The 17,815-nt window shown below is 52.9% G+C and carries 18 protein-coding genes; 16 read left to right on the forward strand and 2 right to left on the reverse strand.

All coding sequences use genetic code 11. From position 1 onward, the window contains the following. Positions 1 to 130 precede the first annotated feature (130 nt). From A3193_RS19605 to A3193_RS19655, 11 genes are all read left to right on the forward strand, one after another. Positions 131 to 655: a DUF3305 domain-containing protein gene (locus tag A3193_RS19605; protein WP_069002846.1), complete on the forward strand. Its 525-nt coding sequence runs from the start codon at positions 131 to 133 to the stop codon at positions 653 to 655. Next, on the forward strand, positions 642 to 1,175 hold the full coding sequence (locus tag A3193_RS19610; RefSeq protein ID WP_069002848.1) for a DUF3306 domain-containing protein: 534 nt from the start codon (positions 642 to 644) through the stop codon (positions 1,173 to 1,175). The genes A3193_RS19605 and A3193_RS19610 overlap by 14 nt, the downstream gene beginning before the upstream one ends. Further along, the gene (locus A3193_RS19615; RefSeq protein ID WP_083218102.1) at positions 1,172 to 2,782 is read left to right on the forward strand and encodes a 4Fe-4S binding protein; all 1,611 of its coding nucleotides are present in this window, start codon (positions 1,172 to 1,174) and stop codon (positions 2,780 to 2,782) included. The genes A3193_RS19610 and A3193_RS19615 overlap by 4 nt, the downstream gene beginning before the upstream one ends. 96 nt (positions 2,783 to 2,878) lie before the next feature. Next, the gene (locus A3193_RS19620) at positions 2,879 to 3,544 is read left to right on the forward strand and encodes a TorD/DmsD family molecular chaperone (RefSeq protein WP_083218103.1); all 666 of its coding nucleotides are present in this window, start codon (positions 2,879 to 2,881) and stop codon (positions 3,542 to 3,544) included. 47 nt (positions 3,545 to 3,591) lie between these two features. Then, on the forward strand, positions 3,592 to 3,804 hold the full coding sequence (locus A3193_RS19625) for a hypothetical protein (protein WP_069002850.1): 213 nt from the start codon (positions 3,592 to 3,594) through the stop codon (positions 3,802 to 3,804). A gap of 18 nt (positions 3,805 to 3,822) precedes the next feature. Beyond that, positions 3,823 to 6,720: a formate dehydrogenase subunit alpha gene (locus A3193_RS19630; RefSeq protein WP_069015658.1), complete on the forward strand. Its 2,898-nt coding sequence runs from the start codon at positions 3,823 to 3,825 to the stop codon at positions 6,718 to 6,720. A 27-nt stretch (positions 6,721 to 6,747) separates the two neighbouring features. Further along, on the forward strand, positions 6,748 to 7,377 hold the full coding sequence (gene fdh3B, locus A3193_RS19635; protein ID WP_069002854.1) for a formate dehydrogenase FDH3 subunit beta: 630 nt from the start codon (positions 6,748 to 6,750) through the stop codon (positions 7,375 to 7,377). Positions 7,378 to 7,746: 369 nt separating this feature from the next. Beyond that, positions 7,747 to 8,838, forward strand: coding sequence for a formate dehydrogenase subunit gamma (locus A3193_RS19640; RefSeq protein ID WP_069002856.1), 1,092 nt, complete (start codon positions 7,747 to 7,749; stop codon positions 8,836 to 8,838). Then, entirely contained in the window at positions 8,835 to 9,476 is a 642-nt protein-coding gene (locus A3193_RS19645) for a hypothetical protein (RefSeq protein WP_069015659.1), read from the forward strand. Before A3193_RS19640 ends, A3193_RS19645 begins: the two co-directional genes overlap by 4 nt. A gap of 18 nt (positions 9,477 to 9,494) precedes the next feature. Further along, complete coding sequence (locus A3193_RS19650) at positions 9,495 to 10,751, forward strand: (Fe-S)-binding protein (RefSeq protein ID WP_069002860.1); 1,257 nt, start codon at positions 9,495 to 9,497, stop codon at positions 10,749 to 10,751. 463 nt (positions 10,752 to 11,214) lie between these two features. Further along, entirely contained in the window at positions 11,215 to 11,601 is a 387-nt protein-coding gene (locus tag A3193_RS19655) for a DUF4399 domain-containing protein (protein ID WP_414630438.1), read from the forward strand. Between the two features lie 361 nt (positions 11,602 to 11,962). Here the strand turns inward: A3193_RS19655 and A3193_RS19660 are convergent, their stop codons facing one another. Continuing rightward, positions 11,963 to 13,126, reverse strand: coding sequence for a putative sulfate/molybdate transporter (locus tag A3193_RS19660; protein ID WP_069015661.1), 1,164 nt, complete (start codon positions 13,124 to 13,126; stop codon positions 11,963 to 11,965). 211 nt (positions 13,127 to 13,337) lie between these two features. Between A3193_RS19660 and A3193_RS19665 the strand changes: the two genes are divergently transcribed. Together A3193_RS19665 and arsJ are read left to right on the forward strand one after the other, a co-directional pair. Continuing rightward, positions 13,338 to 14,336, forward strand: coding sequence for an ArsJ-associated glyceraldehyde-3-phosphate dehydrogenase (locus A3193_RS19665; RefSeq protein ID WP_139116859.1), 999 nt, complete (start codon positions 13,338 to 13,340; stop codon positions 14,334 to 14,336). Between the two features lies 1 nt (position 14,337). After that, complete coding sequence (gene arsJ / locus A3193_RS19670) at positions 14,338 to 15,570, forward strand: organoarsenical effux MFS transporter ArsJ (protein ID WP_069015662.1); 1,233 nt, start codon at positions 14,338 to 14,340, stop codon at positions 15,568 to 15,570. A gap of 17 nt (positions 15,571 to 15,587) precedes the next feature. Here arsJ and A3193_RS19675 read toward each other — a convergent pair whose 3' ends face one another. Further along, entirely contained in the window at positions 15,588 to 16,010 is a 423-nt protein-coding gene (locus tag A3193_RS19675; protein WP_069002863.1) for an MAPEG family protein, read from the reverse strand. A gap of 130 nt (positions 16,011 to 16,140) precedes the next feature. Between A3193_RS19675 and A3193_RS19680 the strand changes: the two genes are divergently transcribed. From A3193_RS19680 to A3193_RS19690, 3 genes are all read left to right on the forward strand, one after another. Beyond that, complete coding sequence (locus A3193_RS19680; RefSeq protein ID WP_069002864.1) at positions 16,141 to 16,719, forward strand: TetR/AcrR family transcriptional regulator; 579 nt, start codon at positions 16,141 to 16,143, stop codon at positions 16,717 to 16,719. A gap of 25 nt (positions 16,720 to 16,744) precedes the next feature. Then, the gene (locus tag A3193_RS19685; protein ID WP_139116860.1) at positions 16,745 to 17,257 is read left to right on the forward strand and encodes a GNAT family N-acetyltransferase; all 513 of its coding nucleotides are present in this window, start codon (positions 16,745 to 16,747) and stop codon (positions 17,255 to 17,257) included. A 62-nt stretch (positions 17,258 to 17,319) separates the two neighbouring features. Next, positions 17,320 to 17,712, forward strand: coding sequence for an SAM-dependent methyltransferase (locus A3193_RS19690; protein ID WP_069002866.1), 393 nt, complete (start codon positions 17,320 to 17,322; stop codon positions 17,710 to 17,712). Positions 17,713 to 17,815: the final 103 nt, after the last annotated feature.

Consider the following 17,815-nt stretch of genomic DNA (forward strand, 5'->3'; position numbering starts at 1 on the left):
CTGTTTTGCCACAGCTCCTTTTTTCGGATTATTTTCCGGCGCCGTGAATTCTCTGACGCTTTTCCACATCGGCTTTCTGGTACATAACTTGCGAATCACACCTGAAGGTTCCAATCAGGAGGTGTCGAGCATGTCTGCATCACAGAAGAGAATCGGCGACGACCTGCCCCGGGAGTTCTCGCTATCGGTGATTATGCAAAAGTCACCCAGCGCCAATCGGTGGCAGTCCTTTCAATGGGAAGCCGTAGGTGTGCTGGCAGCCGCTAAAGCGAATGCGGCCAATCCTCAACATGCGGAGATGATTTACCAACAGCAGGAGACCAGCCGATACCTCCACGCCGGTTTCAAGCTCAGGCTGCATGAGGATGAGTGCGAAAGCTATTACCACAATCTGCTCTCTGCAAATCCCTGCTGTTATGTGGTTGCCGATATGTCGGATGATGGTACACCGACACCGTTCATGGTGAGTTTCAGTTTTGATGAGGCTCACGCCTATCTGGAGGGTGATGAGGCAATCTACGCCGTTCCGGTTCCTGCCGAGATCTATCAATGGGCTGAGGCCTTCGTACTGGCCCACTATGTGCCAACCAAGCGCAGCAAGCGCAAACGGGCGGATTGGCGCAAGCCTGAGGGGGGGTCCCATGGAGCGCGATGAAAAAAAGCCTCTGGATGAGCTGCGAAGCCACCGTGATGAGGGTTTTATCCGGCGCTGGTCGGATCGAAAACTGGCCTCTCAGCAACCTCTGGTTGAACAGGTCGAAGTGGAACATCCGGCGGAACAACCCTGTGATGAGGATATGCCACCCCTGGAGTCGCTCAACGACTCCTCCGACTACAGCGGTTTTCTCTCTCCCAAAGTCTCAGAACCGTTACGCAAGATGGCCTTGCGCAAACTCTTCCACGGCACGGATTTCAATCTCTGTGACGGCCTGGATGACTATGCGGAGGACTTTACCACGTTCGAAGCCCTTGGGGATGTGATTACCGCCGATCTGAGGCATCAGCTTGAGTTGCAAGAGCAGAAAGAGGCGGAGCAGCAGGCGCTGGCCGAGGCGGAACCGGTTGAATCCGCAACAGCTGCAGTGGAGAGCAAGGATGAAAACTCACCAGAGGATCCGCGTCCGCTTGCTGAACAACAACCATCCGATGATGACAATCGAGAGAGCCCCGCATGAACGAGACGAACAACAACACCATTCAACAGATTAATCATCAGGCCCGGCGAGAGGCCCAGGCCGCCATGGGGCGGGTGAGAATTGAAGCCACAGGGCTGGTCAATTACCAGAGTCGCGGACGCTTGGCAGTGATCGGTGATCATCGGGCGATGGAGATTGCCCCGAGTCTGGGTGATCGTCTGCACCCCATGGTCATTCTCACCGCCGGTGCCGAAGAGCCGGGTGTTCCGCTGCTGCCGCTGGGAGGGCGGTCGATTGAGATCGATGGTTATCTGGGGGATTTCAAGATCCATCTCGGTGAGGCGGGGCAGGCCAATTATGAGCTTCTGGCGGTGGATCTGGTCCTTGATCTGTCAACTGAGCCCCTGTTGGATCGGGCCATGACACCGCCTGGTTATTTCCACTGTGCCGGGGATGATGCTGAACTGGATCAGGTGATTGGTGCGTTGGGAGAGATGAAAGGGCAGTTCGAAAAGCCCCGCTATTTCGATTACGACCCGCAGATCTGCGCCCATGGTCGATCGGGAAAAACCGCCTGTAGCCGCTGTCTCGATGTCTGTCCCGCAGAAGCTATCACCAGCCTGTCTGAGACCATCGAGGTGAATGCCTATCTCTGTCAAGGCGGGGGTGCCTGTGCCACGGTCTGCCCGAGCGGTGCAATACGCTATGTCTACCCCAGCGTAAAGGACACCCTGGAGCGATTGCGAAAACTGCTCACCGTTTACCGTGATGCAGGCGGGATGGATCCACTGCTGCTGATCACCGGGGAGAGCGATCAACCCTTTACAGAACCGGCGACGGGCAATCACCTGGTGATGCAGGTGGAAGAGCTGGCCAGTGTGGGGCTGGAGGTCTGGCTCTCGGCCCTGGCCTATGGCGCCAGGGCGGTCTGGCTGGTGGATCGTCAGGAGATGTCAGCCGGGGTGAGTGATGCCCTGCAGCAGCAATTGACCACCGCTGAAGAGATTCTGACTGCCATGGGCTATCCTGCCGGGGTGATCAGACTGACCCAGGCGGACCAGGTTGAAGACCTTTCGCTGATGCCTGAGCTGGAAACAGCCGGTTTTTCCGGACTTGGGGATAAACGTCAGACCGCCTTTCTGGCGATCGATCACCTCTACAGTCAGGCAACACAAGCCAAACCTGTGGCCAGTCTGAGTCAGGGCGCTCCCTTTGGCAGTGTCACGGTATCCAGCCACGCCTGCACCCTCTGTCTCTCCTGTGTCGGTGTCTGCCCGGGGAAAGCGCTGCAGAGCGGTTCGGGGGAGCAGCCGCAACTTCGTTTTGTCGAGGCCAACTGCCTGCAGTGTGGTCTCTGCACCAGCACCTGCCCCGAGGATGCGATCCAAATTACCCCCAGACTGTTGTTCGATGCTGAGAGCAGAAAGCTGCCGCATACCCTGCACGAAGAGCAGCCATTTCACTGCGTCTCCTGTGGCAAACCCTTCGCGACCCGCTCGGTGATCGAGAAGATGCGCAGCCGACTCAGTGACCACTACATGTTTCAAAATGAACGGGCAATCAGGCGTCTGAGTCTCTGTGATGAGTGCCGTGTGGTTGATATTGCCCAAGACCCGGACGCGATGGATGGACAGATTCGCCAATAAAATCGCCAATGCTTCACCATTCGATTCCCCTTTTGTCATTTTTTTACCCGTGGATCTGGTCCACGGCTTGCAATTGCTATCTCCGAGGAGCGTGTGATGAATGACCTGAGCCACAGGACGCAAAACAACTCAACAAACAACCAGTGGACATCTGAAGAGGCAGCCTATGCCGGTGAGGCGATCTGCCTGGATGAAGAGCAGCAGTGTCGGGTCGGTGCCTATGGCATGTTGGCTCAACTGCTCAGGAATCCACCGGATCAGCAGGTGCTGAGTCAGGTTTCGGCATTCACCGGGCTGACTTCGGAGGTTGATGAGTTGGCTCTGTCGATGACCATGTTGGGACTCTCGGCTGCCAGCTCAAACTGTGGAGCGGTTGACGATGAGTTTCACAATCTGTTTATCGGTATGGGTCGGGGAGAGCTTGTGCCATACGGATCCTGGTATCAGACCGGTTTTCTGATGGAGAGGCCATTGGGACGCCTGCGTGATGACCTGGTCCGTTTGGGCTTTCAACGCCAGCAGGGTGTTACCGAACCGGAAGATCATGTGGCGGCACTGTGTGAAGTGATGGCTATTCTGATTCAGGAATCACAACCCTTTCAGTTGCAGGCAGAGTTTTTCGAAACCCATATGGCCGGTTGGCTGGAGCGGTTTTTTACGGATTTGAGTGAAGCCAGGTCAGCTGTCTTCTATAAGGCCGTGGGACGCTTCGGATCCGCCTATATGGCATTGGAAAAACGATACCTGAATATGACCGTATGAAGTGAAACCAGTAATGATCGAATGACCACCCAACGGAGGAAGAGTCGATGAAAAAGAAGTCCAGACAAACACCGGATAACCAACGCAGGGCCTTTCTGCAGGGTACCGCCGGAGCTGGTGTCGGTGTGGCCGCCATAGCCGCTCTTCCCGGTCTGACTGCAGCCTCTCTGGAAGAGGCCAGCGAGGATCAGTCTGAGCATCAGAAAGGATACCGACTGACACCTCATATTGCTGCCTACTACAAGACCACGATCCGTTGAGTCATCGAGGGTACCGGAATGAAACTACACAAGATCTCTGACTCTGTAACCGATATCAACAAAGACCCGGCACCATCGAAGCGGACGGCCGCTGGTATGACGATGAGTCGTCGCAGTTTTCTGCGCAATTCAGGTTTGATGGCTGGCGGTGCCGCGCTGGCCACAGGTTTTACCCCTGGGATGATCAAACGGGCCAAAGCCGCGACGGATGCCGTAGGCGGCCAGGTTGAGTTGAAGAAGACCATCTGTACTCACTGTTCTGTGGGTTGCGGCATCATAGCCGAGGTGCAGAACGGTGTCTGGACCGGCCAGGAGCCGGCCTTCGATCACCCCTTCAATCTCGGCGCCCATTGCGCCAAAGGGGCCTCGGTCAGAGAGCACGGTCATGGCGAACGTCGACTGAAATATCCTACCAAGCTGGTCGATGGTAAATGGAAAAGAGTCTCCTGGGAGCAGGCGATCAACGAGATCGGCGACAAGATGCAGGAGATTCGTGAGCAGTCCGGACCCGATTCGGTCTACTGGTTGGGATCGGCCAAACACAATAACGAACAGGCTTATCTGTTCCGTAAGTTTGCCGCCTTCTGGGGCACCAACAATGTGGATCATCAGGCACGCATCTGTCACTCCACCACCGTAGCCGGTGTTGCCAACACCTGGGGTTACGGCGCGATGACCAACTCCTACAACGATATTCATAATTCCCAGGCAATTCTTATTATCGGTGGTAATCCTGCCGAGGCTCATCCGGTCTCCCTGCAACATGTCTTCAAGGCCAAAGAGGAGAACAACGCACCGCTGATCGTTATCGATCCACGCTTCACCCGTACCGCAGCCCATGCGGATCTGTTTCTGCGTTTGCGTCCGGGTACCGATGTGCCGTTGATCTGGGGCATGCTCTATCACATCTTCAAAAACGGCTGGGAGGATAGAGAGTTCATCCGTCAGCGTGTCTACGGCCTGGAAGAGGTGAAAAAAGAGGTGGCCAAGTGGACACCCGATGAAGTGGAACGGGTAACCGGTGTGCCTGAGAACCAGGTCTATGCTGCGGCAAAGACCATGTCGGACAACCGACCGGGTACCTTCATCTGGTGTATGGGTGGCACCCAGCACACCATCGGTAACAACAACACACGCGCCTACTGCACCTTCCAGCTGGCCCTGGGCAATATGGGAGTTTCCGGCGGTGGTACCAACATCTTTCGTGGACACGACAATGTTCAGGGTGCCACTGACTTCGGTGTGCTCTCCCACACACTGCCCGGTTACTACGGACTCTCAAAAGGGGCCTGGGGCCACTGGTCCAAAGTGTGGGATGTGGATTATGACTACATCGCAGGGCGCTTCGATCAGGGAAGTTATGAGCAGTCCAAGGGTAAGGATGTTCCCGTGATGAACACCAAGGGGATACCGGTATCCCGCTGGATCGACGGTGTTCTGGAAGAGAAGGGTAACATTGCACAGAAGGATAATGTGCGGGCGATGGTGCTCTGGGGACATGCACCGAACAGTCAGACCCGCGGTCCGGAGATGAAGAAGGCGATGGAGAAGCTGGACATGATGGTGATCATTGATCCCTATCCCACCGTCTCTGCCGTGATGCATGATCGAACCGACGGTGTCTATCTGCTGCCGGCGGCAACCCAGTTCGAAACCTATGGTTCGGTGACCGCTTCAAACCGTTCCCTGCAGTGGCGGGACAAAGTGATCGAGCCAATGTTCGAGTCTTTGCCTGACCATACCATCATGTATCGGATGGCGAACAAACTTGGCTTTGCCAACGAACTGTTCAAGAACATCAAGGTGACCAACGATGAACCGCTGATCGAGGATATCACCCGGGAGTTCAACAAAGGCATGTGGACCATCGGCTATACCGGCCAGAGTCCTGAGCGGATGAAGAAACAACAGCAGTACTGGGGCACCTTCGACTATACCTCACTGCTCGCTGAGGGTGGTCCCTGTGATGGTGAATTCTACGGTCTGCCCTGGCCCTGTTGGGGAACCGCTGAGATGGGACATCCTGGAACACCGAATCTCTATGACACCAGTAAACCGGTGGCAAAGGGCGGCCTGACTTTCAGGGCCAGGTTCGGAGTGGAGCGCAACGGGGTCAGCCTGCTGGCGGACGGTGCCTATTCCAGAGGCTCGGAGATCAAGGACGGCTATCCGGAATTTACCGACAAACTGCTGAAGAAGCTTGGTTGGTGGAACGATCTGACTCCTGAGGAGCAAGCTCTTGCTGAGGGCAAGAACTGGAAGACCGACCGCTCCGGCGGCATCCAGCGGGTCGCGATCAAACATGGCTGTGCACCCTTCGGAAACGCCAAGGCCCGTACCGTGGTCTGGACCTTCCCCGATCCGGTACCGATTCATCGGGAGCCACTCTATACCAGCCGCAGGGATCTGGTTGAGAAGTATCCCACCTATGAAGACCGCAAGTCCTTCTATCGTCTGCCGGTACGTTACGGATCGATCCAGGCGAAGGACTACTCGAAGGACTACCCGATCATTCTCACCTCGGGGCGTCTGGTTGAGTATGAAGGTGGCGGCGATGAAACCCGCTCCAACGCCTGGCTGGCCGAACTGCAGCAGGATATGTTTGTCGAGATGCATCCGAGGGATGCCAACAACGCCGGGGTCAAGGATGGCGATGATGTCTGGCTGGAAGGTGCCGAAGGCGCAAAGATCAAGGTTAAAGCCATGGTAACCCGCAGAGTTGGCTCCGGTGTGGCCTTCATGCCGTTCCATTTCGGTGGCCATTTCCTGGGCAAGGATCTGCGCGACAAGTATCCCGAAGGGGCCGATCCCTATGTGCTGGGCGAAGCCTGTAACACGGCCATGACCTACGGCTACGACTCCGTTACACAGATGCAGGAAACCAAGTGCAGCCTGTGTCGCATCACGAAAGCCTGAGCGCGGGTTTAACAGAGGATATACGACATGGCACGAATGAAATTCTATTGTGATCCTGAACGTTGCATCGAATGTAACGCCTGTGTGACTGCCTGTAAAAATGAAAACGAGGTTCCCTGGGGAGTCAATCGTCGTCGGGTAGTGACCATCAACGACGGGGATGAGGGAGAGCGTTCCCTCTCGGTTGCCTGCATGCACTGTTCCGACGCACCCTGTGCAACTGTCTGTCCGGTGGATTGTTTCTATACCACCCAGGATGGTGTGGTGCTGCACGATAAAGACATCTGTATCGGTTGCGGTTACTGCTTCTACGCCTGTCCTTTCGGCGCACCTCAATTTCCGGAAGATGGCGCCTTCGCCACCCGTGGCAAGATGGACAAATGCACCTTCTGCGCCGGTGGTCCGGAGTCGGACAACAGCTCGGATGAGCATCGTAAATATGGCTCGAACCGACTTGCTGAAGGTAAGTTGCCACTGTGTGCAGAGATGTGTTCCACCAAAGCCCTGCTTGCCGGTGATGCGGATGTGATCTCCGACGTCTATCGCAGTCGCATCATCAACCGCAGTGCCAGTGTGATGGCCCGGGGTGTCTCCTATCGGGAGTCCTCATTCAGGGCACCGAAAAACATGAGCGGTAAAAGCAGCTCAAAAGAGTGATAAGGATAAAGTTCTCAATAAATCGTAGGGTGCGGCCTCGCCGCACCTTGCAGTATTGAGTGACCTGGCAGGGTTTAATCGTCAATTTGTTGCTTTTAAAACGCAGGCTCCAGGAGGTTCTGATTGATCTGAAGAGAGTTACCCCAAGCTAGGCCGGAATCGGGAAAATCGATCAGATGGATTCGGCGCTCTTTACTATGACCGATTTTCAAGAGACCACATAAACGGTTTTATTTAAAAATAACTGATGGGTGCAGGCTGGAGATATCACTTCAATCACCTGCTTACCAACCATCAGTAAAAACAGATATGCGTTTATTCACATTGATGAGCGGACTAAACAAAAACCAGGCCACCAGGATGAGGTTAATGATTAATAACAGTGAGAGGACAAGTCGCTATATGGGGCGCATCTCATTTACCGGGTTACTGGTATTCCTGCTGCTCTACAGCCTGCCTCTCGAGATCATTGCAGAGACCAAGAGCAGCCGGGAAATGCCTTCCGTGATGGTACTTAACCCTGCTTCAGAGTTATGGCGGGATGTACGTCAGAGAGAGGGGAGTAATATCGGTAACTCCCAGGTGCGGGGTGTCGATAGCGGTGTTTTGATCAATGCCTATGGGGATACCTGGCGTAAGTTCCGTATGCAGCAATTGATACCGATCGGCGGTTCGATACTGGCTGGTGTGTTTATCCTGTTGGGTATCTTCTACATGATCAGAGGCAAGGTGCCAATCGAAGGCGGCCCATCGGATCGTAAACTGTTTCGATATACCACCTATGAACGGATGATCCACTGGTTTGTGGCCTCGATTTTTCTGTTTCTTGCAATCAGTGGACTGATTCTTCTGTTTGGCAGACCGGTGCTGATTCCGCTGATGGGCAAGGAGGCGTTTTCTATCTTGGCATCGGCCTGCAAAGAGGGACACAACCTGATGGGACCCCTGTTTCTAATCGCCGTGGTACTGATCTTTTTCCGCTTCGTCAGACGCAATATCTACCAACGAGGCGATCTGAGTTGGTTGCTGCGGGGCGGGGGGATCATCGGTAGCAAACATGTGCCGTCCAATTTTTTCAATATGGGCGAAAAAAGCATGTTCTGGTTGCTGATCCTAGTCGGTGGTCTGATCATCGCTTCAGGCCTTGTATTGGTGTTTCCACTGTTTGGTCAGGGAAGAGAGTGGATGGAACTCGCTCATGTGGCCCATGCACTTGGGGCACTGTTGATGATTGTGGTGATCATGGGACACATCTATATCGGTTCAGTAGGCATGGAGGGCGCATTGGAAGGCATGACTACCGGTTATTGTGATCTTAACTGGGCCAAGGAGCATCATGACCATTGGGCAACCGAAGTGATCGAGCGGGGAGAGGATCTCTCCAATGATGAGGTGGAGAGACTAAGACGCAGTGAGCCGCCGGGCCGTATCCAGCTGGACCTTCAGGAGCATGGCAAATGATTGGAGAATTCATCGACGGGCCACTTTGGATTTTTGCACTCACCGTATTTATCATTGGTGTGATCTGGCGAGTTGGATCCATCGTCTTGAGTGGTGTCAGAACCGATCTTGCTGAACCAAAAGGCAGTGCAGGCAGTGGTGCTTTTCGCACTTTGTTCAGTCGATTTATTCCGCAACGTACGGTAACCAAACGAGGCAAGCTGCAACTGATAGCCGGTTACTCCTTTCATCTTGGCTTGTTTGCCTTGCTGTTTTTCGCTCAACCCCATATCGATTTTTTTGCCCAACGGATTACCGGTTTCTCCTGGATTGCAATGCCCTATTGGGCATTCATCGTATCTGCAGAACTGGCGTTCGCTGGATTGATCTTTTTGTGGCTTTATCGATTGCTCAATCCGGTAACGCGATTGCTCTCGGATCTGGATGATCACATCGGAGCGATATTGGTGTTTCTGGTGATGCTGAGCGGTTGTCTGGCACTGGCTCAATCTTTTGAGGCATTGCGTCTTCTGCATCTGCTGCTGGCTGAACTGCTGCTGCTCTACTTTCCTTTCAGCAAGTTGATGCACGCCTTTACCTTTGTCATGAGCCGGGGCTATACCGGTGCGACCATGGGACGCAAAGGTGTGAATGCTTAGAATTTTGGAGGCTTGTCGATGAGTGAAACCTTTGACCTTGGTGTGGAAGCAATGAAGGCGCAACTCGATGCGAAAGTCGCTTCCTACTTCTCCAGTTGTGTCCATTGCGGGCTGTGTGCCGAGGCCTGCCTTTTCTATACAGAGACCGGGGATCCCCACTATACGCCGATCTATAAACTGGAACCGATGAAGAAAATCTGGCGTCGTGAAAAGACTTTCTGGGGTAAGCTCGGTGCTACATTAGGCATGGGGGATGAACTTACCGAGCAGGATTTTGCCGACTGGGAAACCCTGGTCTATGACAGTTGTACCCTGTGTGGGCGCTGTTCCATGGTCTGTCCGGTGGGTAACGATATCACCTATATGATTCGTAAGCAGCGTGAGGCATTCTCTGTCGCAGGTTATGCGCCGGAAGGGATGAAAGAGGCTTCCAGGCGTGCCCTGAAGTTTGGCAGCCCAATGGGCGTTACCTTCAAGACCCTACAGGCCACCCTGTCTCATGTGGAGAAGGATACCGGACTGACCATTCCGGTCGACAAACAGGGTGCCGATTACATGACTCTCTTCTCCTCTATGGAGATTGTCAATTTTCCGGAGTACATCGAAAGCATCGCGAAAATATTCAAGCGTGCCGGTGTCTCCTGGACCATCAGCAGTAAAGCCTATGAAGCGACCAACAGTGGTATTCAGATTGGCAATAAAGAGATTGCAGCTGAACTGGTTGGCAGAGTGGTGGAGGCGGCAGAAGATCTTGGTGTGAAATATGTGGTCAGCCCGGAGTGTGGACATGCCTATACCGCGATTCGTTGGGAAGGACCAAACCTGATCGGCAGGGCCTTCAATTTTGAAGTTGTACATATCCTGGAACTGCTGGAGCAGTTGCAATCGGAGGGGCGGTTGAAGTTGAAGTCAACCGAGCAGACCCCGATGACACTGCATGATCCCTGTCAGATCGTTCGTCGGGGTGGTGTGGTGGATCAGCCCAGGGTGTTACTCAATAGTGTGGCAGACAATTTCAAAGAGATGCCGGATCACGGAGTGATGAATTGGTGTTGCGGTGGTGGTGGTGGAGTGAGTGCCAATGAGAGAGCCGAAACGCTCAGGCTGGAGGTTTTCACCCGTAAAAAGAGACAGCTCGATCAGACCGGGGTGGATACCATGGTTACAGCTTGCGCCAACTGCAGGATCATCCTGGAGGAGGGTATCGAACACTATGAAATGGATGCCGAGGTGATCAGTCTGACCGAACTTTTGGCCGAGCACCTTGAAGAGTGAACAGTACCCAATTCGTGGAGAGCCTAAGATCGAAGCGCCATTGCAGTGAGTATCGGTAACATTTCATCGATTCTCATCAGTCCTGGCCTTTGTCGGGTGGAAGAGTTGCAGCTGTGTGATAGCTGACTGATCTATATGATGCAGAGATCCAAGGCCAAATATTTACCTAATTCTCAAGGGTTATCCTCACTCAACCATTAAGCTGAGTGACTGTCTTAATATCAGCCCGGGTAAACTCGAATCTCTACCTGGTGTGGGCTGGATGGGGCTGCTGAAGTTTGGTGATCAATGGGCTTGGATCCGACTCATTGATGAGATCCCAGCAACAACAAACTTAGAAGTAGGACTGTTAGGATCAAGCGTGCAAACATTAACAGGTCCTCAATATAAGGTACTAAAAAAATTATCCGAGGAGGAAACCATGATTTCAATTCTGACAAAAGTGTTCTCAGGACTCATTCTCATGCTGGTGGGGATGCCGCTTCTGTTGGCTGGTACACCGGCCCCTGAAGGCGCCCATCTCTATATCATTTCACCCAAGAATGGTGAAACCCTTTCCGGACCGGTGACTGTTACCTTCGGTTTGAAAGGTATGGGAGTTGCTCCAGCGGGGATAGACAAAGCCAAGACCGGTCATCACCATCTGTTGATCAATGTGGATAAGATGCCGGCGATGGATAAACCACTGCCATCTGATGACAAGCATCGCCACTTCGGTGGTGGACAGACCGAGGTCACCCTGGATCTGCCTAAGGGTGAGCACAGTCTGCAACTGGTGTTGGGCGATATGAACCATGTACCGTTTAATCCACCGGTTATCTCTGAAAAAATCATGATTATGGTGAAATAGGAATCATAGAGGATGATTGGTGTTGAAGAATCGCACTCGCCATTTGTGAAATGTTATTTGAAACTCTGGTCATCCTCTTTGTACGGACTCTAACCAGTTCATTATCGAAACCGAAAAAAATAACCCGGTCCCTATAGGCGTGGCCGATAACGTCTGTTGGTGATAAAACCGCTCTATTTCCTGATTACTTGCCTAGTCGACACTAGGGTGCCACAGACTCTATTGGATTCCCTTTCATACGTTATGTTGCCAAAGCCGTTCACCGGTATACCTCGGCAGCTGTCGTTCACGCCTCCCTGATTCTCCATCAACCTCCAGGTCCCTTGAACCGATGCTTCAATGATCTGCAGATCAAGTGGTGTCACTCTGTTCTATTCTTATTTGGGAATAGAGATCTGCCGAGCAGAAACCAGCCCCAGCCAATCAGTAGACCGACAGCCACATTGAGTGTTGCGCAGCAGATTCCGGTCAGCAGTATGACGCTCAGATCGAGTGGCGGAGAGGAGGTGAGTGATTTGTGCCAGGCGAGATCGAGTCCCGCATAGATCAGCAATGCGCCAACCGCTGCCAGGGGGATCAGCAGGAGAATCTGCAGTGCCTGTGGACCAAACAGTACCCCCAGGGTGATCATGGTGATGCCGAAAAGCACTGGTGCCAGCCAACTGCGGGCACCAAAGCGGTGTTGTACCACCAATCCTCCGGCGCCATGGCACATGGGGAAGGCACCGAAAGGCGCCAGCAGCATATTCATCGCACCAGTGGTGAGACCGAGCCTGGTTGGAGAGATGCGTTGTTTATCCTTGGGGAAATAGTGACCGGCGATGGCTGCTGTGGCCAGGATCGCATTGGTCAGTGTCAAGCTGAGTTGGGGTAGTAGAATAGTTTGTGCCGAGAGACCAAGTTGAGGCCAGCCGAAAGTTGTCCAGTCAGGGGTGTGCAGAGCCAGGCTTAAGTCTGTCAGCGAATTTTGCGTGGTCGACAGGCTCCATAGGCAGGCGCCGATGACAATCGCCACGGCAGCAAAGGGCTTCAGGGGAGTGGCCAGCAGGAGAAACAGTATTCCTGTAGAGACTATCCCGGTCCAGGGGTCGGTAATCACCAGTCCGATACCAGCCCATGCGAGCATCAACCCGACGCCGAGCTGGATCCCGGTCATAACCGGTGTGGGTATTTTTCGTGCCAGCAGATCGAGAACGCCGAACAGAGAGATCAGAACAACGGTAAAGCCCAATAGAAAACCGGTGGCAGCGATCGTCTGGGCATCCAGGCTCTGGGTGATGACGATGGCGGCAACCACCTTCATCGGTTGTATTGGAATTGGCCGACGATAGACCGCAGCCACAACCAGGGCAAACAGACCAAAGCCGATCAACAACCCGGTGGGATCGACCTTTTGTAAGGTTAAAACGCCGATGACAATCGGTAGAAAGGTGCCAAGATCGGCAAATGCCCCGGACAGGTCCCCAAGATACCGATGTTTTGATTGCGACTTGAAAGATTGAAACACTCCCCGAGTATAGGACACATATCAAACCGGTGAGCAAACCGTTAGCATAGCCTTGTCATGGACCACAATGGTGTAGAAGATCCTGATTGTCGACGGATAGAACCGGGGTTGTAAGTCCGGCTCCACTCGAACATTCGGGGTGTTTGTCATCAGATTGCAATAAAGTCACGGCACAATCTGCCCGGTTCTGTAGATTTGTCTATATTCATGCTTAGTTGGGGGGCATATTTTGAAAGCACGCATCGGTATCAATGGTTTTGGGCGTATGGGTCGTTTGGGCCTCAGAGCAGGCTGGAACGACGCGAATCTGGCGTTCTGCCAGATCAATGAGATTGCCGGTGATGCCGGCTGTTCCGCCCATCTGTTGCAATTTGACTCTGTGCATGGGATCTGGGATCACCAATGCCAGGGTGAAGGGGCAGCGCTGACGGTCGATGAGAGCAGTCTCAGTTACTCTTCGAATCCGACGATCGATGAGACCGATTGGTCCAGTTGCGATATTGTTATTGAGGCCACAGGCAAACATCACAAGAAACCGGAGCGGCTTCAATCCTATTTTGATCAGGGAGTGAAGAAGGTCGTCGTGGCTGCACCCACCGAAGGCGCCTTGAATCTGGTGTATGGGGTGAATGACCATCTCTACGATCCGCAGGTCAACCATTTGATCACCGCAGCCTCCTGTACCACTAACTGTCTGGCGCCTCTGGTGAAGGTGCTGCATGAGAAGATCGGAATCGTGCACGGCTGCATGACCACCATTCACGACATCACCAATACCCAGACCATTGTCGATCGAGGGCATAAGGATCTTCGTCGGGCCCGTGCCTGCGGCCAGTCATTGATTCCCACCACGACCGGTTCGGCCAAGGCGATCACCAAGATCTTTCCTGAACTGGAGGGGCGTCTCGATGGTCATGCCGTACGGGTGCCGTTGCTGAATGGTTCCTTGACCGATTTTGTCTTCGAGGCACCCAGGGCAGTTACGGCTGAAGAGGTGAATGGTTATCTTCGTGAGGCTGCGGATGGGGAGTTGAAAGGTATATTGGGTTACGAGGAGCGTCCACTGGTCTCGGTTGACTATGTCAACGATCCTCGCTCCTCGATTGTGGATGCCCCATCCACCCTGGTGATCGATGATCGCCAGGTCAAGATCTACGCCTGGTATGACAACGAGTGGGGTTATGCCAATCGACTGATCGATATCGTGCGAAAAGTGGCTGCGGGATAAGATGGATCAAGGTGTACGTAACTACCTGGTGGTGACCGGAGGCTATTGGGCCTTCACCATCACCGATGGGGCAATCCGCATGCTGGTGGTGCTCTACTTCCACCTGCTTGGCTACTCACCGTTTGAAGTGGCGATGCTGTTTCTCTTCTATGAGTTTTTTGGCATCGTCACCAATCTGGTAGGCGGTTGGTTGGGTGCGCGCATCGGCCTCAATCTGACCATGCACATCGGCATGGGGCTGCAGGTGGTTGCTCTGATGGCATTGACCGTACCCGATGCCTGGCTCTCGGTAGTCTATGTGATGATCGCCCAGGCACTCTCCGGGATTGCCAAGGATCTGAATAAAATGTCTGCCAAAGCCTCGGTCAAAACGATGGTGCGTGACGGTGGCGAATCCAAACTGTTCAAGTGGGTGGCTCTGCTCACCGGTTCAAAGAATGCCTTGAAAGGGGCCGGTTATTTCATTGGAGCGGCGCTGCTTGAATGGATCGGTTTTCGCGGTGCACTGGCTGTTTTGGCCGGGATGCTGTTGCTGGTTTTGATTGCGACTTCATTGATGCTTCCTGCCGGACTTGGGAAGATGAAATCGAAGCCGAAGTTTTCCCAGGTCTTCTCCAAAGTGGCAGCAATCAACTGGCTCTCCGCGGCGCGTTTTTTTCTGTTTGGCTCCCGGGATGTCTGGTTTGTGGTCGGTTTACCGGTGTTTCTCTACGAAGTGCTGGATTGGAGTTTTACTCAGGTTGGTGGATTTCTGGCACTCTGGATTATCGGCTACGGCTTTGTTCAGGCCAGTGTTCCCAAACTGCTTGGGCGTGTTCACCAGGGGCAGGGGCCAGGTGGGGGAACGGCGCGCCTGTGGGCTTTTCTACTGGCACTGTTACCTGCTGCCATAGCCATGGCACTGAATCAGGGTTGGCCGGCCGAACAGGTATTGGTCGTGGGTCTGATTCTGTTCGGGATTGTCTTCGCCATCAACTCAGCGGTTCACTCCTATCTGATCCTGGCTTACTCGGATCATGAAAAGGTCTCCATGAACGTGGGTTTCTACTATATGGCCAATGCCGGAGGTAGACTGATAGGTACTGTGCTGTCCGGCCTGATCTATCAGACTTACGGTCTTCAGGGGTGTCTCTGGTGGTCGGCGCTGTTTGTGATTCTGGCCGCTTTGCTCTCCTTCGGTTTACCCGAGGTCGGGGCGGATGAAAAACAACCGTTGAAAGCTGACAGTCACTGATTCACCGGTGCGCAGGTTCAACCCATCAACAGTTGCAATAGCAACCGAATCCAGATAATAAATATCAACAAATAGCTGACAATAAAGGCATTCTTTCGATGCAGTACATTGTTGCTTCCCAGGTGTATCCAGCTGTGGATCATGCGTGAAGCGAGGTAGCACCATGCCAGCCCCAGATAGATGGGATCTGATTTCTCCAATAGCAGAATAACAATCGTACTCAGATAGAAAAGCTGTGGTGTTTCCAGCAGGTTCTGAAAATGGTGGCTGATTTTGATCAGATATTCCGGTGGTCGGCCACCCCGGTTGTATTTGAAGTAGGCAATGCTCAACGAGCCCTCTCTTACGGCCTTGTAGCGAGCAGCGATCAGGGCGATCCCCATGCCTCCGGTTATCACTACCAGGCAGATCATTGGAAACAGAATTTGTGAATGATTCATGACTATCCTTGGTTTTGCACTGAAGTCGCACCAAAGATCCTAAAATTCCTAAATATGATCAAGATAATATTATCGGCCTATGCTATTTTCATTTCATGATCCAGCCACTGTTTAACAGGCCCTGACAGCCATGCCCTATCCAGCTGAGCACAAACAGCAGAGTCGTCAACGTATTCTCGATAGTGCGGTACGATATTTTCTCCAGCAGGGCTATGAAAAGACCGGGATCAGCGAGATCATGCAGGATGCCGGTCTGACTCATGGAGGCTTCTATGCCCATTTCAGCAGCAAAGGTGAGCTCTATATCGAAGCGATGACCCATGCTGCGAAAAACGGTCGTTTTACAGCCCATCTGAAAAACGGCAAACAGGGGCAGGCGTGGTTTCAGGGGGTGCTGGAGGGTTATCTGAATCTGGACCATGTAGAAGGTGAAGAGCATCCCTGTCCACTGGCTTTTCTGGTTACCGATATCGCCACTCGTGAATCTGACGTGAGACATGCCTACACCCGCATATACAAGAGCATGAATCGTTACATCAGTCGTCAGGCTATGGAGGAGCCAAACAGACCCAGTGATGATATCTATGCAGTAACCGCCATGATGATTGGTGGGGTGGCGATCAGTCGAGCAATCGATGACCCGAAGTTGGCCAAACGTCTGTTGCACAGTTGCAAGCAGATCGCAGAGAAATTGATAGCCGGTGACTGATTCCATTCCAGCCATTGAATTTGTCATGAATAACGGCATCCAGTGTCGGGTGCAACCCTGTGTGGAACCCAATACCCGACACACCACCGAATTTCTGAAAAAGCAGATCGAGATCGGCTTCCGGCATATGTCCGCACGTTCCCGTTTCAGCCGCTTTGCGGCTGCTCTGGATCATTTGACCGATCAACAGCTTGACTATCTGACTGATCTGGATGGTAAGGACCGGGTGGCCTGGTGCGCCTCAATAACCCGTGAGGATGAGGAGAGTGGTATTGGCATCGCCCGATATATCAATATACCCAATGAAGCGAAGATGGCTGAATTTGCCATCACGATCGTTGACGACTATCAGGGGCAGGGGGTTGGCTATCAATTGCTGAATAAACTGCTCGAAACGGCAAAACTGAATGGTTTTCAGATATTGCGCGGATATGTACTGATGAGTAATTCAGCGATGCTGGCACTCTGCAAGCGATTCGAAAGTAAAAAGTCTTCGGTTGATGGACCTTTTGTGATTGTGGATATAATAGTGCAGTAAATAATCGATATTTCTCTTGCTGTGAATAAAGGAGAAGACAATCAGTTCGGGAGCATAGTCTGATGAGCGCAACACTTAAATTTATCGGCCATATCAATACCCCATACAGGACATTGGAGGATTGCCCTAACAATGTGGATCTGAATGGCCCGCTGTGCCAACTGGTGATTCATGATGCCTACATAGACGGCCTGTTTGGTTTGAAGAAGGGGCAGAAGATCCTGATTCTCTACTGGTTTGAGAATACTGACAGAAGCGCGATACAGCAGCAGAGCAACCAGGGTGGCGAGTTGATCGGCAGCTTTGCCTTGCGTTCACCCCACAGGCCTAACCCTATCGGGGCAGCACTCCTGCCGATCAAGGGTATTGAGGATGGTGTGGTCTTTGTGAAGGGGCTGGATTGTCTGAATGGCACCCATCTGCTTGATATCAAACCCGCAATATTGTCCGAATAGCCTCCCATAAATTGTGGGATTATAGGCCGACTTCAGTTTGTGAATCACAACATACAACATTCATTGATCGCATTCTGAAAACAGGATATGGAGGATCATATCC

It is taken from the genome of Candidatus Thiodiazotropha endoloripes (genome assembly GCF_001708965.1).
GTDB lineage: Bacteria > Pseudomonadota > Gammaproteobacteria > Chromatiales > Chromatiaceae > Thiodiazotropha > Thiodiazotropha endoloripes.